The organism is Streptomyces sp. NPDC046876 (assembly GCF_040645035.1).
GTDB lineage: Bacteria > Actinomycetota > Actinomycetes > Streptomycetales > Streptomycetaceae > Streptomyces.
The window spans coordinates 17467-43277 of sequence record NZ_JBEYXK010000023.1; the positions used below are offsets into that span (position 1 = coordinate 17467).

At 73.8% G+C, this 25811-nt stretch carries 25 protein-coding genes; 20 read left to right on the plus strand and 5 right to left on the minus strand.

Annotation, left to right across the window (positions count from 1 at the left end; genetic code table 11):
- Positions 1–40: 40 nt before the first annotated feature.
- The 3 genes from ABZ924_RS15540 to ABZ924_RS15550 all read left to right on the plus strand — a co-directional run bounded on the left by ABZ924_RS15540 (position 41) and on the right by ABZ924_RS15550 (position 2926).
- Positions 41–1333, plus strand: coding sequence for an MFS transporter (locus tag ABZ924_RS15540; RefSeq protein WP_361908838.1), 1293 nt, complete (start codon positions 41–43; stop codon positions 1331–1333).
- Entirely contained in the window at positions 1330–2517 is a 1188-nt protein-coding gene (gene legP / locus ABZ924_RS15545) for a Dot/Icm T4SS effector Zinc-dependent metalloprotease LegP (RefSeq protein WP_361908841.1), read from the plus strand. Before ABZ924_RS15540 ends, legP begins: the two co-directional genes overlap by 4 nt.
- Positions 2518–2581: 64 nt before the next feature.
- The gene (locus ABZ924_RS15550; protein WP_361908844.1) at positions 2582–2926 is read left to right on the plus strand and encodes a hypothetical protein; all 345 of its coding nucleotides are present in this window, start codon (positions 2582–2584) and stop codon (positions 2924–2926) included.
- Between the two features lie 23 nt (positions 2927–2949).
- Here the strand turns inward: ABZ924_RS15550 and ABZ924_RS15555 are convergent, their stop codons facing one another.
- From ABZ924_RS15555 to ABZ924_RS15565, 3 genes are all read right to left on the minus strand, one after another.
- Positions 2950–3960 carry a zinc-binding alcohol dehydrogenase family protein gene (locus ABZ924_RS15555; RefSeq protein ID WP_361908847.1) on the minus strand — a complete coding sequence of 337 codons (1011 nt, stop codon included), beginning with the start codon at positions 3958–3960 and terminating at the stop codon, positions 2950–2952.
- Between the two features lie 164 nt (positions 3961–4124).
- Positions 4125–5147 (minus strand): hypothetical protein, encoded by a 1023-nt coding sequence (locus ABZ924_RS15560; RefSeq protein WP_361908850.1) that lies wholly within the window; start codon positions 5145–5147, stop codon positions 4125–4127.
- Positions 5144–6421, minus strand: coding sequence for an FAD-dependent monooxygenase (locus ABZ924_RS15565; protein ID WP_361908853.1), 1278 nt, complete (start codon positions 6419–6421; stop codon positions 5144–5146). The genes ABZ924_RS15560 and ABZ924_RS15565 overlap by 4 nt, the downstream gene beginning before the upstream one ends.
- 474 nt (positions 6422–6895) lie before the next feature.
- Here ABZ924_RS15565 and ABZ924_RS15570 point away from each other — a divergent pair, with 474 nt between their 5' ends.
- The 16 genes from ABZ924_RS15570 to ABZ924_RS15645 all read left to right on the plus strand — a co-directional run bounded on the left by ABZ924_RS15570 (position 6896) and on the right by ABZ924_RS15645 (position 21984).
- Positions 6896–7429, plus strand: a complete 534-nt coding sequence (locus tag ABZ924_RS15570; protein ID WP_361908856.1) for a hypothetical protein — start codon at positions 6896–6898, stop codon at positions 7427–7429.
- A 212-nt stretch (positions 7430–7641) separates the two neighbouring features.
- A complete protein-coding gene (locus ABZ924_RS15575) occupies positions 7642–7944 on the plus strand; it encodes a DUF6400 family protein (protein ID WP_361908858.1) in 303 nt (100 codons plus the stop codon).
- Complete coding sequence (locus ABZ924_RS15580) at positions 7931–8188, plus strand: hypothetical protein (RefSeq protein WP_361908861.1); 258 nt, start codon at positions 7931–7933, stop codon at positions 8186–8188. The genes ABZ924_RS15575 and ABZ924_RS15580 overlap by 14 nt, the downstream gene beginning before the upstream one ends.
- A gap of 91 nt (positions 8189–8279) precedes the next feature.
- Complete coding sequence (locus ABZ924_RS15585) at positions 8280–8915, plus strand: hypothetical protein (RefSeq protein WP_361908864.1); 636 nt, start codon at positions 8280–8282, stop codon at positions 8913–8915.
- Between the two features lie 154 nt (positions 8916–9069).
- On the plus strand, positions 9070–9276 hold the full coding sequence (locus ABZ924_RS15590) for a ferredoxin (protein ID WP_361908986.1): 207 nt from the start codon (positions 9070–9072) through the stop codon (positions 9274–9276).
- Positions 9269–10660, plus strand: coding sequence for an FAD-dependent oxidoreductase (locus ABZ924_RS15595; RefSeq protein WP_361908867.1), 1392 nt, complete (start codon positions 9269–9271; stop codon positions 10658–10660). The genes ABZ924_RS15590 and ABZ924_RS15595 overlap by 8 nt, the downstream gene beginning before the upstream one ends.
- A gap of 33 nt (positions 10661–10693) precedes the next feature.
- Positions 10694–11950 carry a cytochrome P450 gene (locus tag ABZ924_RS15600; protein WP_361908870.1) on the plus strand — a complete coding sequence of 419 codons (1257 nt, stop codon included), beginning with the start codon at positions 10694–10696 and terminating at the stop codon, positions 11948–11950.
- 300 nt (positions 11951–12250) lie between these two features.
- Entirely contained in the window at positions 12251–12850 is a 600-nt protein-coding gene (locus ABZ924_RS15605; RefSeq protein WP_361908873.1) for an acyltransferase, read from the plus strand.
- Positions 12851–13310: 460 nt separating this feature from the next.
- The gene (locus ABZ924_RS15610; RefSeq protein ID WP_361908876.1) at positions 13311–14486 is read left to right on the plus strand and encodes a hypothetical protein; all 1176 of its coding nucleotides are present in this window, start codon (positions 13311–13313) and stop codon (positions 14484–14486) included.
- Positions 14483–15253, plus strand: coding sequence for a WecB/TagA/CpsF family glycosyltransferase (locus ABZ924_RS15615; protein WP_361908879.1), 771 nt, complete (start codon positions 14483–14485; stop codon positions 15251–15253). The genes ABZ924_RS15610 and ABZ924_RS15615 overlap by 4 nt, the downstream gene beginning before the upstream one ends.
- Positions 15253–16509 (plus strand): nucleotide sugar dehydrogenase, encoded by a 1257-nt coding sequence (locus ABZ924_RS15620; protein ID WP_361908881.1) that lies wholly within the window; start codon positions 15253–15255, stop codon positions 16507–16509. The genes ABZ924_RS15615 and ABZ924_RS15620 overlap by 1 nt, the downstream gene beginning before the upstream one ends.
- A gap of 4 nt (positions 16510–16513) precedes the next feature.
- A complete protein-coding gene (gene wecB, locus ABZ924_RS15625; RefSeq protein ID WP_361908883.1) occupies positions 16514–17623 on the plus strand; it encodes a UDP-N-acetylglucosamine 2-epimerase (non-hydrolyzing) in 1110 nt (369 codons plus the stop codon).
- 153 nt (positions 17624–17776) lie between these two features.
- On the plus strand, positions 17777–18517 hold the full coding sequence (locus ABZ924_RS15630) for a chain length determinant protein (protein ID WP_361908886.1): 741 nt from the start codon (positions 17777–17779) through the stop codon (positions 18515–18517).
- Entirely contained in the window at positions 18514–20040 is a 1527-nt protein-coding gene (locus ABZ924_RS15635; protein WP_361908889.1) for an oligosaccharide flippase family protein, read from the plus strand. The genes ABZ924_RS15630 and ABZ924_RS15635 overlap by 4 nt, the downstream gene beginning before the upstream one ends.
- Before the next feature lie 5 nt (positions 20041–20045).
- Positions 20046–21161 (plus strand): hypothetical protein, encoded by a 1116-nt coding sequence (locus ABZ924_RS15640; protein WP_361908892.1) that lies wholly within the window; start codon positions 20046–20048, stop codon positions 21159–21161.
- 16 nt (positions 21162–21177) lie between these two features.
- Positions 21178–21984, plus strand: a complete 807-nt coding sequence (locus ABZ924_RS15645) for a glycosyltransferase family A protein (protein ID WP_361908895.1) — start codon at positions 21178–21180, stop codon at positions 21982–21984.
- Positions 21985–22035: 51 nt separating this feature from the next.
- On the opposite strand, the gene ABZ924_RS15650 is transcribed toward ABZ924_RS15645, so the two are convergent.
- Both ABZ924_RS15650 and ABZ924_RS15655 read right to left on the minus strand, forming a co-directional pair.
- Positions 22036–22989, minus strand: a complete 954-nt coding sequence (locus tag ABZ924_RS15650; protein WP_361908898.1) for a glycosyltransferase family 2 protein — start codon at positions 22987–22989, stop codon at positions 22036–22038.
- A complete protein-coding gene (locus tag ABZ924_RS15655) occupies positions 22950–24971 on the minus strand; it encodes an O-antigen ligase family protein (protein ID WP_361908901.1) in 2022 nt (673 codons plus the stop codon). The genes ABZ924_RS15650 and ABZ924_RS15655 overlap by 40 nt, the downstream gene beginning before the upstream one ends.
- Before the next feature lie 128 nt (positions 24972–25099).
- On the opposite strand from ABZ924_RS15655, the gene ABZ924_RS15660 reads away from it, so the two are divergent.
- On the plus strand, positions 25100–25801 hold the full coding sequence (locus ABZ924_RS15660; RefSeq protein ID WP_361908904.1) for a hypothetical protein: 702 nt from the start codon (positions 25100–25102) through the stop codon (positions 25799–25801).
- Positions 25802–25811: the final 10 nt, after the last annotated feature.

Sequence of the window (25811 nt, forward strand, 5' to 3'; positions counted from 1 at the left end):
ATCAGTTGGCAGGGCGCTCCCGGTGCCGTGGACTGCCTGCATGACATCCCCGACTCCCGCCGCGGGCCCGGCTCCTGCGCGCACGCCGAGCCGCCGGCTGGTGCTGATCCTCTCCCTGACCTGCGCCGTCGCCGTGGGGAACCTCTACTTCCCCCAGGCCATCGGCCCGCTGATCGCCACCGGGCTGGACGTCCCACCGGATGCGGCCTCCCTCGTGGTGACCGCCACCCAGATCGGCTACACCGCCGGGATGGTCCTGTTGGTGCCGCTCGGCGACCGGTTCCGCAACCGCCCGCTGCTGGTGGTCCTGCTCGCCCTCACCGGTCTGGCGCTGCTGGGTGCGGGCTGCGCCCCGGCCCTGGCTCCGCTGGTCGCGGCGAGCGGCCTGGTCGGGCTGACCACGGTGGCTGCGCAGGTCATCGGGCCGATGGCCGCCGGCATGGTGGCGCCCGAGCGGCAGGGGGCCGTGATCGGCACCCTGCTGAGCGGCTCGACCGCGGGCATGCTGCTGGCCCGGACGTTCAGCGGGGTGCTCGGCGAGTGGCTGGGCTGGCGGGCCCCGTACCTGGCGGCCTCGGTGGTGGCCCTGCTGCTGGCGGCCGTGATGGCGTACGCGGCGCCGCAGACCACCCCTTCGGAGTCCGCGGTCCGCCGCCCGTACGCGGAGTTCATCACCCAGCCCCTGCGGCTGCTGCTCGCAGAGCCGGAGCTGCGGCGCTCCTGCTTCTACCAGGCCGTCGTCTTCGGCGGGTTCTCGGCCGCGTGGACCAGCGTGGCCCTGCTGCTGACCGGGCCCGTGTACGGCCTGGGGGCCCAGGCCGTCGGGCTGCTCGCCCTGGTCGGCGGGGCCACCATCGTGTGCACCCCGTACGCCGGCCGGCTGGTGGACCGGCACGGGGCCGCCCCGGTGAACCTGGCCTGCCTGGTGGGGGTCGTCGGCTCGGCCGGGGTCCTCGCCGCCGGCGGCCTGGGCGGCGCGGCGGGGCTGACCGCGCTGACCGCGGGCATGCTGCTGCTGGACGTCGCCATGCAGGGCGGCATGGTCGCCAACAAGGCGAGGGTGTACGCCGTCCGGCCCGACGCCCGCAGCCGGCTCACCACCGCGTACATGACCTGCTCCTATCTGGGCGGGACCGCAGGGTCCTGGCTGGGCGTGCGCGCGTACGCCGCGTTCGGCTGGCCGGCGGTCTGCGCCCTGATCGCCCTGCTGGCGGCGGCCGGGCTCGTCCGGCATCGGTTCGGACCAAATGGGGGCACCGCATGCATGGATGACGGTCGGCAGGTGGAACGCATGGCCGTGACCCACCACCCCCCGCACCGAGGTGAACGATGAACACACCCGCTCCGGAGCCGAAGCGCCGCACGAAGAAGACCGCCGCCGCGAAGACCGCGAAGACCGCGAAGACCGCGAAGGCCGAGAAGACCGAGAAGGCCGCCGCCAAGGAGAGGACACCAGCGGGAAAGAGAGCCGCGGCAGGACGGACCCGCAGTACCGCCGGGCGGACCGTCGGCAGCGGCGAACTCCGCTCCGGTCCCGCGGTGGGGACCGCGCTGGTCTCCGGCGAGACCTTCCGTACCAAGGGCCTGCCCTACGCCGACGTCGACGGGCTGGCCGTGTTCGAGGGCGACATCGTCCTCGGCACGGTGAAGGAACTGGAGAACCAGGCGGCCTCCGCCGACGCGCCGATGATCGAATCGATCGGGATCCCCGGTCAGCAGTTCCGCTGGCCGAACGCCACCGTCCCCTTCGAGATCGATCCCGCCCTGCCCAATCCGCAGCGCGTCACCGACGCGATCGCGCACTGGGAGGCGCACACCCGGATCCGGTTCGTGGAGCGCACGCCCGCCAACGCCGGACTGTTCCCGGACTTCGTCCGGTTCGTCCCGGGCCAGGGCTGCTCGTCGATGGTCGGCCGACAGGGCGGTCGGCAGCCGATCACCCTGGGCCCCAACTGCACCGCAGGCAACGCCATCCACGAGATCGGGCACACGGTGGGCCTGTGGCACGAGCAGAGCCGCGAGGACCGCGACCTGTTCATCAAGGTCGTCTTCTCGAACATCGACCCGTCGATGCAGTTCAACTTCCTCCAGCACATCGCCGACGGCGACGACCTGGGGCCCTACGACTACGGCTCGGTCATGCACTACCCGCCGACGGCGTTCGCGATCGATCCCTCCAAGCCCACCCTCGTGCCCCGGCAGCCGCTGCCCCCGGGCGTGGTGATGGGCCAGCGCACCGGGCTCTCGCAGGGCGACATCGACGGGGTGCACGCGCTGTACCCGGTGACGCGCGGGATGCGGGCGCCGGCCATGGAGACCTCGGTCCTCGGTTTCGGCAGCCCGTTCGCCCTGGCGGGCCGGCACCGAGCAGCGGGTCTGGCCGACGGCCCGTCCGACGGCCTCGCCGAGCAGGTGCGCCGGCTCACCCAGCTCGTGGGCGAGCTCCAGCTCAGCCACAACAGCCTCGTGTCGCAGCTCGGTTCGCTGTTCGCCGGCCGCGCCGGACAGCAGCAGTGATCCTGGCCGTCCCGTACGGCAAGGCCCCGGCCGCCCGCGGGGCGGCCCGGGCCGGGCGGCCCGGGTGACGTCCGACGTCACGGGATGGGTGCTGCTGCCCGCCGATGCGCCCGAGGCCGTGGCCGCCCGGGTCCTGGTGGAGGTCCGCGACGTGTCCCTGGCCGATGCGCCCTCGACCGTCGCGGGCTCGCAGCTCCGGACCGGCGTACGCCTCTCCCCGGGCGGGCGCATCCCGTTCGGCGTGCGGGTCCCCGACCTCGATCCCGCACGCTCCTACGGGCTGCGCGTGCACATCGGCTTCTCGGCGGCGGGCGCGGTGGAACCGGGCGACCTGCTCACCACCCGGTCCCTGCCCGTGGTGCCGGGCTCCGCGGACGGGGTGCTCGCCCCCGTGGAACGGATCGACTGACGCCGCCGCCGGGCGGCGCCGCGTCAGGCGCCGGCGGCGGACGCCTCCGAGGCGGCCGAGGCACGCGCCCCGCCGCCGGACGGCACGAAGACGATCCGGGACCCGGAGGGCAGCGGGGACCCCCAGGCCGCCTCCACCTCGGACAGCGGCAGGGCGGTCACCTCCGACGTCGGCTCCAGGGACGGCAGGTGGGCGAGCAGCTCGCGCAGGGCGGCGGTGCGGCGGAAGCCCGGGATCGACCCGAGGCCGCTGCCGCAGATGCTCACGTCCGCCTTGCGCAGCCAGGCGGACGGCAGGGTCATGTCCGGCCCGGCCGCCGAACCCACCTGGACCCAGCGCAGCGGCCGGGCGAGGTCCGTGCGGCGGCGCAGGATGCCGTCGAGCGCCAGCTCCGCGGGCCGCTCCCACAGGTAGTCCAGGACGACGTCCGCATCGGCGGCCGCGGAGCCGAAGGCGGCCGCGATCTCCTCGTCGGTGCCGTCCAGCGCCACCGTACGGTCGGCGCCGAGCCCGCTCACGGCCTGCAGTGCCCGCGGATCACGGCCGGCCGCCACGATCTCGGCGGCGCCCTGGTCGCGGGCCAGACGGACGGCGGCCCGCCCGGCGTTCCCGGTGGCGCCGAGGACGAGGACGGACTCCCCCGGGCGCAGTCGGGCCCGCTCGCGCAGGGCGATCCACGCGGAGGAGGCGGGGTTCATGGCGGCGGCGACCGCGACCGGGTCGAGCCCGTCCGGTACGGGCATCAGGGCGCCGGCCGGTACGGCGACGCGCTCGGCCATCGTGCCGTGCGGGGGCTCGGTGGCCGGGACGTAGACGAGCGCGCCGTCCGCGGTCCGGCCGACCCCGTCGAAGCCGGGGGTCAGCGGCAGGGCGTCGCCGCCCGTGTAGTGGCCGCCCGAGGCGAACGAGCGCACCAGCGGGTAGAGGGCCGCCGCCAGCATCTCGACGACCACCTCGCCGGGTTCGGGGACGGGCTCCGGCACGGATTCGTACCGGGGCGGCTGCCCCAGGGCATGGACCACAGCTGCGTACATGAACCGGCCCCCAAACGGGTGTGAAAGGCGGTGAGGCGATCGGGCTCTGGGCGGTACCCGACGTTCCGATTGTGACGGCTGTCCGCCGTGCGGCCCGTTGCGCCACGCGGGGACGCCGGGGCCCGGTGCGGGTGCGGTGCCGGGCGGGTGCCGGGCCCGCGCCGTCATCCGCCGGTGGCGAGGTCCTGCAGGCCGGGCGCGCGGACGAAGTCCGTGAGGGAGACGGTGTAGTCGCCGCGCTCGGGCCGGTAGGCGGTGCAGTACCGGGTGGGGTACCAGCCGGGGGTCTGCCAGGCCTTCGGCTGGGGTATCGGCTCGCAGGTGCTGTGCGGGGCGGGCGCGGTGCTGTGCTGCTCCAGGAACTCCTTGGTGAGCATGGGCTCCAGGAAGATGAGCCGGCCCGCGTAGGCGCCGTAGATGAAGGTCTGGCCGCTGAGCGTGCCGGTGGTCGGGGGCCGGCTGTCGAGGTGTGCGCCCATGGCGCCTTCGGCGGTCTGCGGGCTGCTCGCGGGATAGCCCGCCGGCAGGTAGGCGGCGGGGACGGGCTCGCCGGCCGCGTCCAGCTGGTCGCAGGCGATGAGCAGGGCGCAGCCGCCGGTTCTGATCGCCGCGCGGTCCTCCTGCGGGACCAGGTAGAAGTGCACGTCGAAGTGGGGGACGTCGTAGCGGCCGTGCGGGTTGTGGCCGTACGGGTTCCAGTTGAACAGCGCCCACCGGAAGGGGATTTCGGCCGGGGAGGAAGACGACGAAGCTGACGAAGATGACGGGGAGGGGGCTGCGGCGGGGGCTGCGGCGGGCAGGGCGAGCTCCCTGCTGTGCCCGCCGACGCACTCGTGCATGGCGTCGATGTGGTCGTCGCCGTCCGTGTCGTAGCAGTGCCTGCCGTCGGTGGGGGTGGTGGGCAGTCCGGTGAGGGCGGCGGCGGTGAGGGAGACGCCCAGGGAGCGGGGTATCCCGTTCGCGTACTCGCCGTACGTCCTCACGGTGCCGTGGCCGAGTGCGGCGGCGGGGCCCCACCGGGTGCAGGTCGCGCTGCCGGCGGTGGCGCCGCAGTCGGGGAACCGGGCGGGGGATCCTGCGGGCGGGCGGGTGGCCGGCGGCTGGAGGAGGGCGGGCAGGAGCGCCGCCAGCAGGGCGGCGGAGGCCAGTGCTGCGGCGGCGGGGGGGCGTATGCGGAAGCCGTTCATACGAGGACGCTCCAGGAGGTACGTGCGTTGAGCTCCGCGGCGTCCGTGCCGGTGACCTGGCGGGTGCAGGACTTGATGCCGTCGAGCCGGTCCGCCGGAAGGACGTGGCGGATGTCGAGGAAGCCGTTCGGGGCGAGGGCCTCCACCTGGCGGAGCAGCGGGTCGGGTTCGAGGCGGCGGTGGGCCGCGAGCAGGCTCGTGGTGTGGGGCCGGCGGGCGGCCTCGTAGCGGGCCAGGGCCTCGTCCACGTCGTGGTGGGCGAGTTCGTACGCCAGGACGCGGGCGTCGAGGACGGCCTGCGAGGCGCCGTTGGAGCCGGTCGGGTAGACGGGGTGCGCGGCGTCGCCGAGCAGGACGGCGCGGCCGTCGGTCCACGAGGGCAGCGGGTCGCGGTCGATCATCGGGTAGAGGCCGATGCGGGGCGCGGCGGCGACGATGCCGTGGAGGTCGAGGAAGTCGCTGCGCCAGCCGTCGATGTGGGCGAGGACGTCCTCGGGGGGAACGGTGCGGTCCCAGTCGGCGCCGGCGGGCTGATCAGCGGCCGTGCCGGGGTCGGTGCCGGTGTCGGTGCCGGTGCGGCTCTCCACCACCCAGTTGAGCAGGGACCGTCCGGCGCGGTCCGGCCGGGAGACCGCGTAGACGACGGCCTTCACCCGGGAGTTGCAGCCGAGGATGACCATGGTGCGCCCGTCGAGGAAGGGCGGGCCCTGGGTCACCCCGCGCCACATGGAGATGCCGTTGTGCAGCGGCGGCCCTTCGTCGGGGTACATGGCGGCGCGCACGGTCGAGTTGATGCCGTCGGCGCCGATGAGCAGGTCGCAGCCGAACGGCTCGGACTCCCCCGCCACGTACGCCCGCACGCGCGGGCCCCCGGGTATCCGGTCGTGCTCGTAGCGGACCAGGCGGCGGCCGGTCAGCAGCACGTCGGGGCCGAGGCGGTCCCGGACCGCGGCGAGCAGCAGGTCCTGGAGGCGGGCGCGGTGCACCGAGTACTGGGGCCAGCGGTATCCGGCGGCCCGGCCGCGGGCCTCGGACCATATGAGGCCGCCGTAGCGGTGGTGGTACTGGAGCCGGGTGGTGGCGACGGCGACCGCGTCGAGCGCCTGCGCCAACCCGAGTTCGGTGAGTTCCCGCACGGCGGCCGGCTGCAGGTTGATTCCCGCGCCGACGGCGCGCATCTTCGGGCAGGATTCCAGGATCACCACATCGTCCAGGCCGGCCGCATGAAGACTCAAGGCGGTGGTCAGGCCGCCGATTCCGGCACCGGCGATCACGATACGCGGAGGTTTTCTTCTGCCGTACCGCGACATTCTCTCCACCTCCTGGGGAAGACCCTTCCGCCACAAGTGCCCTAGCCCGTACGGGGGTCCGGCCGCGGCGCGGAAGAACTCAAAGGTGCGCAGGTCAACGACTTCCGATCACCCGTTCAGAGTAGGGCCGAATGCCGCCTGACGGGTGACATGGCTTTAATCAGGTGTCGGCAACAGAAAGGCTGCGACATGCATCCCGTGACGTTCGAACCGTGCGACGTCCAGCGGCTCCAGCATGCTGTTGACTACGCCCTCCACGCCTCCAACAAATCACTGGACGCTCTCCTCCCACCCTGGATACCGGGAGATCTCAAACGGGAAATCAAGAGCGGATGCGTCGTTTCGCATTGCGCAACGCTACTCTTCCCGGAAACGGTCGAATCCGCCCTCGAGTACTTCGAGGAAAACGGCTGGCGCGCCTCGACCACCATACCGAGCGTGCTGGTCAAGCGCCGTCTGGTGGAGCGCTATTGGCTGCCGGACGATGCGGACATACGGGTGACGCGACTGCGCGTCACCACCGAACCCGCCCCGGAGGTGGAGGTCTTCCTCTTCCCCCGGTGCAGCCCCGGCTACAAGGACGACGTGAGCGCGCAGGAGCGCGTCCACGGCTTCGAGAACCACGTCGGCCTGTTCATGGCCGAGGCCGAGGAGGCCCGCCTCACCCGCCTGGCGGACCGGCTGGAGACCACCGGCCGGATGGTCTACGAGGGCTCGGCCCACAACCCGCACGAGAACACCACCATGCTGTACTTCGCGCCCAGCGCCCCCGTGGCCAGGACCCGGCGCCGCTTCCCGCGCTGGGAGCTCCAGTGCGCGGGTGACCTGACGGCGTGCGCCGCCCGGCGGGAGGTCAGGGTCCGGGCGCTGTTCCAGGCGTACGAGGCACTCAAGGCGAACCACATCGACGGCGGCGTGATCCCGTCCGTCTCCGCGCGGCGGCGCGTGCCCGTATCGGCGCCGAAGGCCTGACCGGCCCGGCGAACGGATCACGGCGAACGGATCACCGGCTCACGGCGACCGGATCCCGGCGACCGGATCCCCGACCGGATCCCGGCGGTCGAGCGCGGCCGTCGATCGCGGCCGTCAGAGGCCCGGTGCGGGGGCCACCGGGCCTCTGGCCTGCTGTGACTCTGCCCACCCTCCCTTGACCGGGGAAAGAAGGCATTCCTAAGTTCCTGAGCATGGCCCCCCACGACCAGACCCCCCGCCCCCGCCCGGACGACGGCTCCGCCGCCGGGACGCCGGACAGCGCCGCACTGGTCGGCTTCGACGTCGACCTCACCGCGCAGGAGCTGCAGCGCCGCGCCCAGGTCCTCGCCGCCCTCGGGCCGGAGTGGGACCCCGTCGAGGTGCTCCGCGGCGAGGAGGCCGCGTACGACCTGCTGTACTCCGGCCTCGACGCGGACCAGCAGCGCATCTACGAGGACCTGGTCACGGCCGGTGTGCTGCCCCGGCGCGAAGGCGGCGGCCGTGCTGCCGCTTGACCCGCAGGCCGATCCTGGCCGCCGCGCCTGGGTGGCCTGCCCGAACTGCGACGACCGGCAGGGCTGCGATCCGTGCGCCGCGCAGCGGAGCTGCTCGCAGCACTGGCGCTACCTGCTGACGAACACGGGCAGCCTGCTGCACCTGCAGTGCCCGTCGTGCACCCACGTCTGGGTGCACGAGAGCGGCTTCGGCGCGACCCGCTCCGTGTGGGAGCCCGCCCCCGGGTCACTGCCCGGGAGCTGACCGGCGCGGCCGGGCCGGCGCAGGGCGCCGGACGTCACCCGGGTGGGCGGTCCCGCTGGCAGGGGTCCGCACGGGGCGGCTTGCTGGGGGCATGAGACAACGCGCGCCGGGTGGCTCCCGGACCATGGATCCGGCCACGCCGAGGGCCGCCGGCCTCGCGGGCGTGGTCTTCGCCGTGCTGCTGGCGGTGTCGATCGTGCTGGTCCGTATCTCCCTGCCGGCGGGGGCCGGCGCGGAGCACGTCACGGTCGCCCCGGGCCGCCGGGCCGCCCTGGACACGGCCGTCGAGCTGGTCCCGTTCGCCGGCATCGCCTTCCTGTGGTTCATGGGGGCGCTGCGCGAGCACACCGGGGACGCCGAGGACCGCTTCCTCGCCACCGTCTTCCTCGGCAGCGGGCTGGTCTTCGTCGCCTGCCTCTTCGGCGCGGCCGCCGCAGGCCGGACCGTGCTGGCCGCCGACCAGCCGCAGGACTTCGGCCGCCACTTCGCGTACACGCTGCTGACGACGTACGGGATGCGGATGGGCGCCGTCTTCGTCATCGTGACCTCGACCATCGGGCGCAGGCTCGGGGTCTTCCCGCGGGCGCTGAGCCTGGCCGGGTACGTGGTCGGGCTGGTGCTGCTGGCCGTGAGCTCCTCCGTGCCGTGGTCGGAGCTGGTCTTTCCTGCCTGGTCCCTGGCCATCAGCCTCTACGTGCTGCGCACCTCCCGCCGCCGCCCCGGGTAGCCCCTTTCGGCCCGGCCGGCGTGCGGGCGGGGGAGGTCCGGGCGGGGCCCGCTGCCCGGCGGAGCCGGGTTCACTCGAACGGACCGGCGGACGGGCCGGGTCGGGGCGCGGGCCGCACGCTGAGCCGGGGGGTCACGGAAAGGACCGCACCTTGCTGAGGCTTGTCGTCGATCTCAACCGATGCCAGGGGTACGCGCAGTGCGCCTTCCTGGCGCCCGACGTGTTCGCGATGCACGGGGACGAGGGGCTGCTGTACGACCCGGAGGCCGAGGCCGCCCAGCGCGAGCGGGTGGCCCAGGCCGCCGCGGCCTGCCCCGTGCAGGCCATCCTCGTGGAGGAGCTGGAGGCACGCGATGCCTGACGCGACGCTGGAGAGCCTGAAGAACAGCGGCCGGATCGTCGTCGTCGGGGCTTCGCTGGCCGGCCTGCGGGCGGCCGAGACCCTCCGGGAGAAGGGCTTCAAGGGCTCGCTCACCATGATCGGCGACGAGCCGTACGAGCCGTACGACCGGCCTCCCCTGTCCAAGCAGGTACTGCTCGGCAAGGCCCGCGCCGAGCACACCGTGCTGCCCCGCCGCCGCGCGGTCGACGCGCAGTGGCGCCTCGGCGTGGCGGCCAGCGGCCTGGACATGGCGGCCCGCCGGGTCAAGCTGGCCGACGGCGAGGAGGTCGCCTACGACCGGCTGCTGATCGCCACGGGCGTGCGGGCGCGGCCGTGGCCGAACGAGGCGGAGGGCGAGCTCGACGGCGTGTTCGTCCTGCGCACCTGCGATGACGGGGCGGCCCTGGCCCAGCGGCTGGACGCCGGGCCGCGCCGGGTGCTGGTCATCGGCGCCGGGTTCACCGGGTCGGAGATCGCCTCCGCCTGCCGCGAGCGCGGGCTCGAGGTCACCGTCGCCGAACGGGCCGACGCACCGCTGGTGGGCGCGCTCGGCGGGGTCGTCGGGGCGGTGGCCGCGCAGCTCCAGCGCGAGAACGGGGTGGACCTGCGCACCGGCATCATGGTGACCGGCCTGGAAGGCGACTCCACCGGGCGGGTCCGGGCCGCGCACCTGTCGGACGGCACCACGCTGGAGTGCGACGTGGTGGTCGTCTCGCTGGGCGCGCAGCGCAACACCGAGTGGCTGGCCGGCTCCGGGTTGGGCGCGGGCCCGCGCGGCATCGCCTGCGACGCGGGCTGCCGGGCCTTCGACATCCGGGGCATCGTCACCGACGACGTCTTCGTGGCCGGCGACGTCGCCCGCTCCCCGCACCCGCTGTTCGGCTACCAGTTCCTGTCGCTGGAGCACTGGGGCAACGCCGTCTCCCAGGCGGAGACCGCGGCCCACAACATGCTCAGCGAGAGCACCGACCGGCGTCCCCACCTCTGGGTGCCGGCCTTCTGGTCGACCCAGTTCGGCGTGAACATCAAGTCCGTCGGCGTGCCGTCGATGGGCACCGAGATCATGATCACGCAGGGTTCGCTCGGCGAGCGCCGCTTCACCGGGGTGTACGGGTACCAGGGCAGGGTCATCGGCGCGGTCGCCTTCGACAACGCGCGCTGGCTGGAGTTCTACGAGCGGCAGATCGAGATGACCGCGCCGTTCCCGCCGCCGTACACCAACGTGGACCGGCGCGCCGAGGGGGCCCGGCCGGTGCCGGCGGACTTCCCCGACCCGTCGGTGCCCACGCACGGGCCGACCGTGACCCTCAGCGGATACTCGCCGACCGACCGGCGGTTGACGTTCACCCCCGCCGGGCGCTGACCGCCCCGCACGCCGCTCCCGGAGGACCCGTCCATGAAGCAAGGCATCCTGACCCAGATCCTGGACTACGAGAACCGCGCGAACCCGTACCCGCTGTACGAGGAGCTCCGCAGGACGCCCGTCCACCACGACGGGGAGGGCCCGTACGTCGTCAGCACGTACTACGAGATCAAGAGCCTGCTGCACGACCCGCGGATCAGCTCCGACGCCCGCAACCGCACCGCCTCCGGCGGCGACCCGCTGGCCGACGACGAGGAGGAGGGGGCGCTGCCGCCGAGCTTCCTGAAGCTGGACCCGCCCGAGCACGACCGGCTGCGCCGGATGACCAACCGGCACTTCGGGCCGCCGCACTCCCCGCACCGGATCGAGGGGATGCGCGGCGACCTCGAGCTCATCGTGAAGGGACTGATCGACGGTCTCGGCACCGGCGCGAACGGGGACACGGCCGGCACGGAGCGGATCGACTTGGTCGACCGGTTCTCCTACCCCTTCCCCGTGACCATGATCTGCCGGCTGCTCGGGGTGCCGAAGGAGGACGAGGCCCGCTTCCACGTGTGGGCCGACACCCTGGCGGCGAGCCTGGACCCCGCTCCGGACGCGGACGCGGCCGAACGGGAGAAGGTCACGCACGACGCCCGCATGGAGCTGGGCATGTACCTGGCCGGGCTGATCGAGGAGCGGCGCAAGAACCCGGCCGACGACATGCTGTCGCAGCTGGCCGTCGGGCACGGGCCGGACGAGTCGATGTCCACGATGGAGCTGCTGAGCACCGCGGCGCTGCTGCTGATCGCCGGGCACGAGACCACCGTCAACCTGATCACGAACGGCATGCTGACGCTGCTGCGCAATCCGGACGTGCTGCGGCGGCTGCGGGCCGAACCGGGTCTCGCGGTGCCGCTGGTGGAGGAGCTGCTGCGGTTCGAGCCGCCGGTGCAGCTGCTGCCGCAGCGCACGCCGCTGGTCGACATCGAGGTGCGGGGCGTGACCATCCCCAAGGGGTCCTCGATGTGGCTGATGCTGGCCGCCGGCAACCGGGATCCGCAGCGGTTCGAGAACCCCGACCGCTTCGACCCGGACCGCAAGGACATCCAGCACCTCGGGCTCGGGAGCGGCATCCACAGCTGCTTCGGCGCGCCGCTGGCGCGGCTGGAGGCGCAGCTCGCGCTGAGCGAGCTGGCGCGGCGGCTGGAGAACCCTCGGCTGCTGGAGGACCCGCCGCCGTACCGCCAGAACGCGGTGCTGCGCGGCCCGCGCCACCTGATGATCGCCTGCGACGGCGTCCGGCCCTGAGCGGACGGGGCGGGTGGCGCGACCCGGCGCCGGTCAACTGCCGCCCAGCTGCGCGGCGTACGCGTCGTCGCGGACCTCCGGCTCCGGGTGGCGGCGCAGGGAGAGGAGCGCCTCCCGGCAGGGCTGCGGCCAGCCCTGCCCGCGCTCTGCAGTTCCTCGGCGAGCCGGGCCGCGATGCCAAGTCCGGTCCTCGCGCAGTCGGTTGATCCGGGGGGTGGGTCGGGGCGGTGGCGCATATGCTCCGGGCGTGCGCCGCAGCAGCGTGCGTACGAACGCCTCGCGAGCCGTAAGGGGACCGCCGTGAGTGTCCGCATCCAGCCCTCCTCCCAGGTCGACGAGACCGCCGAACTCGGGGAGGGGACCACGATCTGGGATCTGGCGCAGATACGGGAGGAGGCCCGGCTCGGGCGCGGCTGCATCGTCGGGCGCGGTGCGTACGTCGGCCCCGGCGTGCGCATCGGGGACCACGTGAAGCTGCAGAACTACGCGCTCGTGTACGAGCCGGCCGTCCTCGGCGACGGGGTGTTCATCGGGCCGGCCGCCGTGCTGACCAACGACTTCTACCCGCGGGCGGTGGACCCCGACGGCCGGCTCAAGCGCGGGGACGACTGGGAGGCCGCCGGCGTGGTGGTCGGCGAAGGGGCCTCGCTGGGGGCCCGGTCGGTGTGCGTGGCCGGGGTGCGCGTGGGGCGGTGGGCGCTGGTCGCGGCCGGCGCGGTCGTCTCCCGGGACGTGCCGGACTTCGCGCTCGTGGCGGGGGTGCCGGCCCGGCGGATCGGCTGGGTGGGCCGGGCCGGGGTGCGGCTGGTGAAGTGCGAGGGCCGGCCGGGCACCTGGGAGTGCCCGCGGACCGGGGCGCTGCACGAGGAGAAGGACGGAACGCTGGTCGAGCTGGCCTGACACCGGCCGGATGCCGGGCCGACACCTGCCCGGCACCGGCCCGGCACCGACCTGACGGTGCGTCGGAATTTAGGTCACCGGCATTTCCTCAAAACCGCAATCAACGAACATCCTTGGGCATACCTTGTCGGTGTACACGGGATCTGAGCAGGCAACAGGCTTGGTTCAGTGGGGGGTTGTACACGACGGGGCATCGCTGGGGGGATCCAGTGGGCGGCCCCGGACGGCTCGTGCCGCAGGGGGGATCCACACCGCCGGTACGTGCGCGCCGTCGTGCGCCGTGCGGCGCGGTCGTGTCGTGCACCGTCACGCGCATGCGCATGCGCGGCGCCTTATCCCCCGCAGGACGACGACCGCCCGGTCTGTCCCAGGAGCGATCAGAGGGGGTAGGTGTGTTGGAGCCGTACAGCTCGGACATACGGGGTGCGCGCAGTGCGCGGGAGGCCGGGGTGGGGGCCCGGTGACCGTGACCTTCGCACGATTAGGAGCACTGGCCCAGGAGGACCCGTCGCTGCACGCGCTCGCCGAGCGGCTGCTCGCGCTGGCCGAGGCGGGTCTGCCCGAGATGTACGTGCCGGGAGCCGACACCTTCGTCTTCACCAGGGCGGGCACGATCGCCCCGGACGGCAGGCCGCGGGTGGAGCGGCGCGGGACCAGCACCCGGTACGCGGCCATCACCGCGCTCGGGGCGCGGTTCCTGCCCGAGGACCGGCAGCGCGCCGTGCTGGGCGGGCATACGGCCGGGGAGTTCACGGGGCTGCTGGTGGAGCGGCTGCCCGCGGTGCCGAACCTCGGCGACGCGGCGCTGATCGCCTGGGCGGCCGCCGAGACCGGCCATCCCAAGCTGGCCGACGCCCTCGCCCGGGTCGCCGCGCTGGACGTGCCCGACCGGCCGCAGTACACCGTCGAGGCGGCCTGGGTGCTCTCCGCCCTCGCCGCCGCGCGGAACTCGGCCGATGTGGAGTACCGTCTAGCGGCCGCCCGCGACCGCCTGCTGGCGGCGAGGACGCCCGGCGTCCCGCTGTTCGCGCACGCCACCGGCCCGGGACTGGTCCCCGGATACCGCTCGCACGTGGCATGCTTCGCCGACCAGACCTATCCCCTCCAGGCACTGGCCCGGCTGCACGCGAGCGGCACGGACCCGGAGGCCCTGGAGGCCGCCGACGCCTGCGCCGCACGGATCTGCGCCCTGCAGGGGGACGGCGGACAGTGGTGGTGGCACTACGACTCCCGCACGGGGGGCGTGGTGGAGGGCTACCCGGTGTACAGCGTGCACCAGCACGCCATGGCTCCGACCGCCCTGTTCGACCTGGCCGAGGCGGGCGGCACCGACTTCGGGGCCGCGATCCGGCGCGGGCTGTCCTGGATGGTGCAGGTGCCCGAGCTGCAGGGGCCCGACGGCACTCCGCGCGAATCGATGATCCGCGAGGACCACGGCGTCACCTGGCGCAAGGTCTACCGCGGCGACCCGGCCAAGGCGGTACGGGCCGCCCGCGGGCTCACCACCCGGGTGGCCCCGCAGGCCCGGCTGGCCCCGCTCGACCGGATCTTCCGGCCGCTCGCGGTGGACCGCGAGTGCCGGCCGTACGAGTTCGGCTGGATGCTGCACGCCTGGCTCGGGGGGTTGGACAGATGAGCCGACGCGTGTCCTTGTTCGGGGTCACGCTCGACGCCCTGACCATGGACGAGACCGTGCAGCGCTGCCTGGAGGCGGTGCGGCGCGGGGAGCAGATCGAGATCGGCATGGTGAACGCCGCCAAGCTGGTCAACATGCGGCGCGACCCGCGGCTCGCCGCCGCGGTCGCCGGCTGCGACCTGGTCCTGGCCGACGGCCAGGCCGTGGTCTGGGCCGGCCGCGTCCTCGGCGTGCGGCTGCCCGAACGGGTGGCGGGGATCGACCTGTTCATGCGGCTGCTGGCCGCGGCCGAGACCGCGGGCATCCCCGTCTACCTGCTCGGCGCCCGCGAGGACGTCCTCGCGCTGATGCTCCGCCGGATCGCCGAGCGGTTCCCGGCGCTGCGCGTGGCCGGCAGCCGCAACGGCTACTTCGAGGACTCCGAGCAGGGTCCGATCGCCGACGCGGTCGCGGACAGCGGCGCGCAGCTGCTGTTCCTCGGCATGACCTCGCCCAAGAAGGAGATCTTCACCGCCGGCTACGGCAAGCGCACCGGCGCCCACGTGGTGCACGGCGTCGGCGGCTCCTTCGACATCCTGGCCGGCATCACCAAACGGGCTCCGCTGGTCTGGCAGCGCATGGGGCTCGAATGGTTCTACCGCGCCCTGCAGGAGCCGCGCCGCCTCGGCAAGCGCTACCTCACCACCAACACCGCCTTCCTCCTCATGACCGTCCGGGAGCTCATCCACCGGACACCGTCTGCCGGTTCCGCGAACAGGAGTCACTGATGCGCGTCGTCGTCGTGGGACAGGGGTACGTCGGCCTCCCGCTGGCCATCAGGGCCGCCGAGGTCGGACACCAAGTGATCGGGTACGACGTCGACGCGCGGCGGGTCAAGAGCCTCGCCGCCGGCGAGTCGTACGTGGAGGACGTCTCCTCCGAACGGCTGGCCCGCGCTCTGGAGCGCGGCACGTACCGGCCCAGTGAACTCGCCCGGGACTGCGGCGGTTTCGACGTCGCCGTCGTCACCGTCCCCACCCCGCTGCAGGACGGAGCCCCCGACCTGCGCTACATCGAGGAGTCGGCGCACACCCTGGCCCGGTTCCTGCGGCCGGGCGCGACGGTGGTCCTGGAGTCCACCACCTACCCGGGCACCACCGAGGAGCTGTTCGGCCCCATCCTGGAGGACGGCTCGGGCCTGACCGCCGGGTCCGACTTCCACCTCGGCTACAGCCCCGAGCGCATCGACCCCGGCAACACCGTGTGGGGCTTCCAGCAGACGCCGAAGGTCGTCTCCGGTGTCGACGCCGCCTCGCTGAAGGCGGTGGAGGCCTTCTACGGGGAGCTCGTCGACACGACGGTGCCCGTGCGCTCGCCCAAGGAGGCCGAGCTCGCGAAACTGCTGGAGAACACCTTCCGGCACGTCAACATCGCCCTCGTCAACGAGATCGCCATGTTCGCCCGGCACCTCGACATCGACGTGTGGCAGTCCATCGAGGCGGCGTCCAGCAAGCCGTTCGGCTTCATGAAGTTCACCCCCGGCCCCGGCGTCGGCGGGCACTGCCTGCCGATCGACCCCTCGTACCTGTCGTGGCGGGTGCAGCGCGAACTCGGCCAGAACTTCCGCTTCGTGGAGCTGGCCAACGACATCAACAACCACATGCCCGAGTACGTCACGCGCCGCGTCGTCGACGCGCTCAACGCCAAGCGCCGCTCGGTCAACGGCTCCCGGATCCTGCTGCTGGGACTCGCGTACAAGAAGAACACCGGCGACGCCCGGGAGTCGCCGTCCATGCGGATCGCCCAACTGCTCCTGGAGATGGGCGCCAAGGTGCGCGCCGCCGACCCCCACGTGGTGGAGAGCGTCGAGATCGACGCCCGGCTCACCCGGGTCGAGCCGACCCGCAAGGAGCTGGCCGCCGCCGACGTGGTCGTCCTGCTCACCGACCACGACGCCTTCGACTACGCGATGGTCACCGAGCACGCCTCGCTCGTGCTCGACTGCCGCAACCGGATGTCCGGACCCACCGTGGAGGTGCTCTGACCCCATGCCCCGGATCGTGTGCGTGGCCGGAGCACGGCCCAACTACATGAAGATCAAACCGGTGATGGACGCCCTGGAGCGGCACGGCGCCGACGTGGTGCTCGTCCACACCGGCCAGCACTACGACGCGTCCATGAACGACGTCTTCTTCCGCGACCTCGGCATCCGTCCCCCCGACCGGTACCTGGGCGCCGGCTCCGGCAGCCACGCCCAGCAGACCGGGCGGGTGATGGCCGCCTTCGAGCCTCTGCTCGACGAACTGGCCCCGGACGCGGTCGTCGTGGTCGGCGACATCAACTCCACGCTGGCCTGCGCCCTGGTCACCGCGAAGGCGGGGCCGCTGCTGGCGCACGTGGAGGCGGGCCTGCGCAGCCGGGACTGGAGCATGCCGGAGGAGGTCAACCGCGTCGCGACCGACCGGGTCAGCGACTACCTGCTGGCCCCCTCCCCCGACGCGGCCGCGAACCTGCGGTCGGAGGGGTACCGGGAGGACCAGATCCACGTGGTCGGCAACGTCATGATCGACACGCTGCTGGCCAACCTCGACCGGGCCAGGGCCACGGACGCACTGGAGCGCCACGGACTGGCCCGCGGCGGGTACGGCCTGGTCACCCTGCACCGGCCGGCCAACGTCGACGACCCCGACGCCCTGCGCGGGCTGCTGAAGGCCCTCGGCGAGGTCGCCGGGCGGTGTCCGCTGCTGTGGCCCGTGCACCCGCGGACCGCCGACCGGCTGGCCGAGGCCGGGGTGCCGGGCGGGATCCGGCTGGTGCCGGCCGCCGGATACCTGGACTTCATCGCCTTGCAGGACGGTGCCCGCCTGGTGCTCACCGACTCCGGGGGCGTCCAGGAGGAGACCACCGCGCTGGGCGTGCCCTGCGTGACGCTGCGGGAGAACACGGAGCGGCCGATCACCGTCGAGGAGGGCACCAACGTCCTCGCGGGCACCGACCCGGAACGCATCACCGCCACCGTGCACCGGGTGCTCGACGACCCGCCCGCGCCCCGCTGCCCGGAGCTGTGGGACGGCCGGGCGAGCCAGCGCATCGCCCGGGTCCTGCTGGAGGGCGGGAGCGCACGGACCCGACTGCGGCCGACCGACCTGGCACCGTAGCGGCACCGCACGCCGTGGTCCGTACGACCCGTGCATCCGTACGACCTGCAAGACCGCACGACCGCACGACCGCACCACTGCAACACACCGCAAACACCGCAATGACAGGGCGGCGGCGCTGCACCCCACGGCGCCGCCGCGAGGGGGAAGATCGTGGATCTCGCGGAGATCTGGCGGGTCATGCGCAGGCGCTGGTACGTCCTGCTGCCCGGGCTGCTGCTCACGGCCGCGCTCGTCGCCGGCGTGTACCTGCTGGTCCCGGTGGAGTACACCTCGCAGAGCACGGTGACGCTCCTGAACTCGAAGAAGGCCACGGTGGCCTTCGACGGCAACCCCTTCCTGAGCACGCAGTCCTCGCTCACCGGAATGGCCGACGGCCTCGCCCGCAACCTCAACTCCGACGACTCCCGGGCCGACCTGAAGTCCCAGGGCGTCACCGGAACCTACGAGGCGAAGATCGCCGACAACGCCCAGGGGCCCTTCATGTGGCTGAGCGTCACCGGCACCCGGCCGGCCGCCGTCCTGAAGTCGGACCAGCTCCTGACCGCCTACGCCGAGAAGCGGCTGAAGGAGTTCCAGGCCCAGCAGTCGGTGGCACCGGACGCCATGATCCGGATGGCGACGATCGTCCCGCCGCAGAAGCCGGAGCCGCAGACCAAGACCCGGATCCAGTACCTGGTCATGGCAGGGGTGCTGGGCTTCGTGCTCAGCCTGGTGGCCACCTTCTTCGTCGAGGCCCGCCGACGCGCCTCCGGCAAGCCGGGCCGGCACCGGCCCGCCCCGTCCGAGACGGCGTCCCCGGACGAGGCAGTGTCCGAGCGCGAACCGTCCACCGCCGCACCGCAGGAGCCCGCCCTGCCGGCCGCCGCGCACGGGTCTGCGGGATCGCCGTGACCGGCCCCGCCACCGGCACCGGAGCCGGTACGGACACCGCAACCCCGGCGGGGGACGCGTCACCGGGCCCGTCCCTGGGGCGCAAGGTCGGCTCGGCCGCCCGCTGGAGCCTGGTCAACACCGTGGTCATGCGGCTCGGCAACTTCGTCACCGGGATCATCCTGGCCCGCTTCTTCCTCGGACCCGAGGCCTGGGGCGTCTACGGGATCGCCCAGACGGTCCTGCTCGTGCTGCTCTCCGCGAACGAACTCGGCGTGTCGCTGGCCCTCGTGCGCTGGGAGGGCGACCCCCGCCGCTTCGCCCCGACCGTCCTCACCCTGAGCGCCGCCTCCAGCTGCCTGCTGTACGCGGTGCTGTTCGCGGCGGCGCCCGCCGTGGCCCGGGTCCTGGGCTCGCCCGAGGCCGACGGCGTGCTCCGGGTGATGTGCGTGTGCGTGGTCCTCGACGGCCTGGCGCAGGTCCCCGCCGGCTTCCTCACCCGGGAGTTCGCGCAGGGCCGCCGGATGGCCATCGACGGCGTCAACTTCGTCCTGAGCACCGCGGTCACCCTGCTGCTGGCCGTCCAGGGCTGGGGCGCCATGAGCTTCGCCTGGGGTTCCGTCGCCGGCAACGCCGCCGCCCTCGCCGGCTGCTGCCTGGCCGCGCCGGGCACCCTGCGGTTCGGCTGGGACGCGGAGCAGGCCCGGGCGCTGCTGCGGTTCGGGCTGCCGCTCGCCGGTGCCAGCATGCTGGCGCTCGGCGTCGTCAACGTGGACACCATGGTGGTGGGCTCCGCGCTCGACCAGGCGGCCCTCGGCTTCTACGTGCTCGCCTTCAACATCTCGGGCTGGCCCGTGCGCATCATCTCCGAAGCGGCCCGGCGCGTCTCCTTCGCCGGTTTCTCCCGGCTGGCCGAGTCGCCGGGCGCGCTGGCCGGCGGGTTCGGGCGGGCCATGGGCGTGGTGATGACGGGCACCGTGCCGCTGTGCGTGCTGCTCGCCGTCCTGGCCGGTCCGGTGATCGGGCTCGTGTACGGGGAGCGCTGGCTGCCGGCGGCCGGCGCGCTGCCCTGGCTGATGGCGCTGGGCCTGGTCCGGATCGGCTGCGAGCTGGCGTACGACTGCCTGGTGGCCGTCGGGCAGCGCCGGTCCCTGATCGGGGTGCAGGGGCTGTGGCTGGTCGTCCTGGTCCCGGTGCTGGTGGCCGGCGCCGGGGCGGGCGGGATCGTGGGGGTGGCGCAGGGGCACGTGCTGGTGGCCGGGGCCGTCGTGGTGCCGGTGTTCCTGGCGGCCCTGCACCGCAGCGGGGTACGGGTGGGGGCGGTGGCGCGCGCGTGTGCCTGGCCGTTCCTCGGCGGCGCCGTGATGGCGGGGGTGCTCCTCGGCCTGGAGCGGCTGCTCGGCGACGGTGTCCTCGCGCTGCTCGCGACCGGGGCCGCCGGCACGGTCTGCTACGTGGTGTGCGTGCTGCCCAGCCGCGGGTTCCTGCGCGGCTCCCCGCCGGGCGGAGCGCCCGCCGGTGCGACCGCGGCGGCCGGGGGATAGCGGCCGTGGCACGCGACCGGAGGCGGATTGCGGCCTGGCTGGCGGCCGGGCTCCTGCTGGCCGTCGTCATGACCCTGTGCCAGGCGCAGCGGACCGGCAGGGGCGAGCCCTCGGCCGGGCCCTGCCCGGAAACCGCCCTGGACTGCCCCGGCCCCGGCGCGAACACCGCGGCCCCGCCCGCTCCCTCGCCGGACCCGGGCGCCACGGGGACGGCGAGCCCCTCCCCCTCCCCCGGTACGTCCTCGTCCCCGCCCGCCGCGGGCTCCCCTTCGGGGTCGGGTGCGCCCGGTGCGGCGGGGCCGTGCTCCTCGCCGGGCGCGTGCGGGTTCCCCGACGAGCGCACCACCGGCCCGCGGACCGGGCTGGAGCGGCACGACACCGGCAACATGTCGGTGAAGACCGACGGCACGGTGATCCGCGGCTGGGACATAAAGGGCTCGCTGGACGTCTACGCCAACGACGTCACCGTCATCGACAGCCGGATCACCTCCACCAACTGGTGGGGCATCAACCTGCGCCCCGGCTACAGCGGCCTGAAGGTCCTGCACACGACGATCACCGCCGTCCCGGGCAAGGGGCCCGACAACGGGGGCGTCAACTACGCCGTGTCCAACATGGGCACCAGCTCGATCGAGGTCGGCTGGTGCGACATCTCGGTCTTCGGTAACGCCCTGTCCATGGGCCAGGGCGACCTGCACGACAACTACGTCCACGACATCGTCGCCTTCCGCAACCAGGGCGGCGAGTGGCAGCACACCGACGCCGTCATCAGCGGCGGCGGGAACAAGGGCCGCCTCAGCGTGCGCCACAACACCCTGCTGAACCCGGTCCGCGTCGACCAGGGCGCGACCGCCGCGATCGGACTGTTCGCCGACACCGGCACCGTCTCCTCGGTGACGGTCGACCGCAACTGGCTGGCGGGCGGGGCGTACGCGCTCTACGCGGGCGGCCCCGGCGCGACGAACATCCAGATCACCGACAACGTGTTCTCCACGGAGTACCACGCGGCCGCGGGGGCCTACGGCCATGCCACCGCCTGGAACGCGGGCGGCGCGGGGAACGTGTGGCGCGGCAACCGCACGACCGGCGGCCGGCCCGTCGAACCACCGCCCTCCTCCTGACGACCGGAAGGACCTCATGCGGCGCATCGTCCGGGCTCCCTGGGAGCTGCTCAAGCGGGCCTTCGGCTGGCTGGTGCTCTTCGAGGCTAGGAACAAGCTGCTGCTCGCCCCGTCCGCGGTGCGGCTGCGCCGCTTCGAGGACGCCGAGACGGCCCGGCTCGCCGCCCACCTGGGCCGGCCGCCGCAGGCCCTGGTGGCCACCGTGATCGCCACGCACCGGCGGCCGGAGGCGCTGCGCGCGGCGGTCCGCTCGGCGCTGGCGCAGACCGTGCGGGACCAGGTGGTCGTCGTCGTCGACGACGGGGCGGGTCTGGGCGGACTCCCGGAGGACCCGCGGCTGTTCGCGGTGTCGCTGACCCGGAACACGGGCACGGCCGGGGTCGTGCGCAACGTGGGGATCCGGCTGACCCGCTCGCGGTACGTGGCCTTCCTCGACGACGACAACCTGTGGGAGCCCGACCACCTCGCGCAGGCCCTGGCCGTGCTGGAGGCGCCGGGCGGGCCGGACGGCGTGTACACCGCCCTGCGCCGGGTGCTGCCCGACGGCTCCGAGCGGGACCTGCTGTCGGTGCCCTTCGACCGGCGCCGGGCCGCGCACGAGGCGTTCCTCGACACCAACGCGTTCGTGGCGCGGCGCAGCCGGGCGCTGTACTTCAGTCGGCTGCGCCGCACGCCCGCGGTGCTGCCGCGGGAGGACTGGGAGCTCGTACGCCGCTACAGCCGCCGCCACGAGGTCCGCCATCTGCCGCGGCCGACGGTGCGGTACCTGGTCAATCCGGAGAGCTTCTACACCGCGTGGGACGGGCGGACGCCCTCCGGGTGACCGGGCCTCGGGCCGAGGGGCCGACGGGCCGACGGGCCGAAGGCCAGGCGATCAGGGGCCCGGGGTGGCGTGCAGTGCGGACGGGCTGGCCAGGGCCAGGGCCGCGGCCCGGTTGGCCGGCCGGCCGAGGGCCGCCCGGGAGGTCTCGCGCAGCAGGACGGCCGCGCGGAAGGCGGCGGTGGCCGCCGCCCCGTGCCGGCGGCCGTAGAGCCGCACCCGGTTGAGGGTGAGCAGCGTCCACAGGCGCGGGGAGACCTGCGAGTCCCCGCCGAGGTGGACGGCCGAGGCCCCGGGTTCGAGCCGGGTGGCGAAGCCGAGGTCGCGGGCGCGCAGGCAGTACTCGGTCTCCTCCGAGTACAGGAAGAAGGATTCGTCCCAGGCGCCGCAGGCGTCCAGGCAGTCGCGGGAGAGGGCCATCAGCGCCCCGGTCGCCCAGTCCGTGACGGTCGCCCGCGCGTACGCCGAGGGGTCGGTCACCAGCTCGCTCCACCGCGGGAAGCGGCCCGCCCGCCGGTTGCCGATCACCGCCTCGCCGAGGGCGCGCGTCACCCGGGATTCGCGGCGCAGCGAGTGCTGGAGCGTGCCGTCCTCCTCGTACAGCAGCGGGATGCTGATCCCGACGCGGCGGCCGCCGGACAGCGGGGCGTCGAGCGCGTCGACGAGGAGCCGGGCGCAGCCGCGCCGCATCCGGACGTCCGGGTTGCAGACCAGGGCGGCCCGGAGGTCGCCGTACCGGGTGGCGGCGGCCTCGAGGGCGGCGTTGACCCCGGCCGCGTAGCCGGCGTTGCGGCCGGTCTGGACGACCGTGGCGTCGGGGGCGAGCGAGCGGACGAGGTCGACGGTGCCGTCGGCGGAGTCGTTGTCGGCGACGACCAGGTGCCAGTCGAGGCCGGCCATGCCCTCGGGCAGCGAGGCGAGGAACTCGGGCAGCACCCGGGAGCTGTTCCAGGTGACGACGAGGACGGCTACGGGACCGGTACCCGGGACGGGGTGACGGGAGGACATGCGGGCTCCGTGGTTGGGGACTGCGGCGTGGCACGCCGGAGGAAGCCGAGGTGGCTGCCCCCGGCGGCGATCGTCAGGAAGAACATCCCGGCGAACATCGGGAAGCTGAGGGCGTCGAAGGTGGCGCTGCTGACCAGGGCGACGAGGGCAGAGGCGAAGTAGGCCTGGCCGAGCTCGCGGTCGGACTCGCGGGTGGCGAGGCGGCGGATGGCGCCGCCCTGGTGGATGCCGGTGAGGAACAGCGCCAGGAGGGCGGCGAGGCCCAGCAGGCCCATCTCGGCCAGGGTCAGCATGTACTGGTTGTCGGTGAAGAAGTACAGGTCGGGGGTGAAGGTGCCCAGGCCCCGCCCGAACAGCGGGCGTTCCTCGAGGTAGGGCACGATCGCGGTGTACTTGACGGTGCGGGCCTGGGTGCTGCTGTCGGAGTTGGACAGGAACGACCCGAACAGCGTGGTGATGGTGCCGATCAGGCCCGGTACGAGCACCTTGAAGCAGGCCACGGAACCCAGCAGCAGGCCGATCGCGGTCCAGCGGCGCTGCGGCTTCCAGCGCGGCACCATCACCAGCACCACGATGAGCGCGCCGATGATCGAGGTCCGCGAGACCGTCAGCGGCAGGGCGCCGCCCATCAGCACCACCGGTCCCCAGCGGCGCCAGGCGCGCAGGTGCGCGCGGACCGGGTCGAAGGCCTGTTGCACGGCGAAGGGCAGCAGCAGGGCGAGCATGCCGCCGAACTCCAGGGGCTGCGCCGTGGTGGAGCGGGGCCGGGTGAACGCCCCGCGGTCCAGGGTGGTGATCTTCGCGACGCTCGACTGGAGGCCGGGGATGTTGATGCGTTCGGCGATGTTGCTGGCGGTGAAGAAGTCGTAGTAGCCGATCGCGGCGACGATCGCGGCCATCACGACGGCCCGGCGCAGCAGTACGTCGAGGCGGGCGCGGTCCTGGATGCCGGCGGTCACGAGCACCACCAGCGACACCCACACGAGCAGCCCGATCAGGCCGCGGTCGGCCCCGAGGACCTCCTTGTGGGAGCTGCCGCGGACCGCGTTGGCCAGGTACGAGGCCAGTACGGACACCGCGAGGAGCCACATCACGACGCGGGGCAGCCGGGTGCCGGGGGCGGGCCGGACGCGGCCGGTCATCCAGGTGGCCAGGTACCAGAACAGGCCGAGCAGCGCCCATACGTTGGCGGGGGTGCCGACCCCGCCCAGCCCCGGCAGGGTCAGGTTCGAGGGGATGAAGAAGGCCAGGCCCAGGTAGCCGGTGAGGACGGCGACGGCGTCCAGCTGCCGGGTGCGGGGCCGGCGGCGCAGGCGCCGCTTCCTCGGCTGCTGCCCGGCCGCGGCCGCCGCGGCGGCGGCCTCGCGCCGCCGGCGCCGGAACGCCGCCAGGGTCTCCGTCACGAAGGAGAGGACGAAACCGGCGGTGAAACCGGCGATGACCACGGCCAGCACCTGCTGGTAGCGGCTCTTCAGCTGCGGCTTGGGGGTCTGCGGCAGCACGACGGGCGCGGTCTGCACGAAGTAGGCGGGCTCCACCTTGGACGCGGCCTGCAGCGCGTTGAGCTGCTCCCCCGCGAACGCGGTGAGGGTGCTGGTCTCCTTGAGCACCTTGGCCCGGTCCGGGCCGGTGACGGTCAGCGTCAGCATCGGACCCGAGGTGTTCGCGGCGAAGCCGACCGTGTACGGGTCGGTCACGCCGAGCCCCTGCAGGTCCCGCGCCGCATCGGCCCCCGACAGGGTCCTGATCAGCACGTCCGCGGTGACGACCAGCGAACCGCCCGCGTTGGAGATCGGGTTGCCGAAGGCGGGGGCCAGCTCGGCCACGGCCGCGGAGTCCAGCAGGGCCACCGAGCTCTGCGACTGGTACTCCACCGGCACCGACCGGTACAGGTGCAGGCCCGCGAGGAGGCCGAGGAGGGTCAGGGAGACCATCACGTACCAGCGGCGCCGGAGCACCGCCAGGATCTCGCCGATGCTCACGGGCGCCTCCCCCGCGGCCGGGAGCCGGGGCCCGTCCGACCCCGATCCGCCGGACCGGCCGTAGCTGCCGGAACCGATGGCGGGCCGCCGCGCGTCCTGGAAGGATCGGGCGCGACGGAAGGAATCCTGTGTCGCCTGGTGAGTTGTTCCGCACGCTGCGCCGCCGCTGGTACGTCCTCGTGGTCGCGGCCGTCCTCGCTGCCGCCGGGGCCGTGCAGGTGCTCCGCCCCGCACCCACCTATGTGAGCTCGGCGATCGTGGTGGTCAAACCGCCGGTGACGGGCACCCACCCGAACCAGCTCGCCAACCTCCAGCCGCCGCTGGCCGCCGTCTCCTACGCGGCGGTGCAGCAACTGGAGGCGCCGGCCGGGGCGGCCGAGCTGCGCGCCGCCGGGGTGCGGGGCACGTACCGGCTGATCCCCCGCAACAGCGGCACCAGCGTCACCCCCCGCTATCTGATCCCCTCGCTCCAGGTGCAGGCCGAGCACGGCGACCCCGCCGCGGCCGACCGGGCCGTGAAGACCATCGTCGAGGTGTACACCCAGCACGTCGCGGACCTGCAGGCCGGGCAGCAGATCCCGGAGGCGGCCCGGATGAGCGTGTCCGTGCTGGTCCCGCCGACGCCGGTGGAGCAGACCGGCACCAAGAGCCGCGGGCTGGCCGGGGCGGCGCTCCTGGCCGCGGTGTGCGGGGTGGCCGGCGCCCTGTGGACCGACCGCCTGCTGACGCGCCGGAACCGGCGCCGGCGCGAGGGCGCCGACACCGGTTCCGGGGCCCCGGCGCAGGACCCGGCCGGGGGCCGGCTGCCGGTGGCCGCTCCGGCCCGCTGAGGAAGCGGGC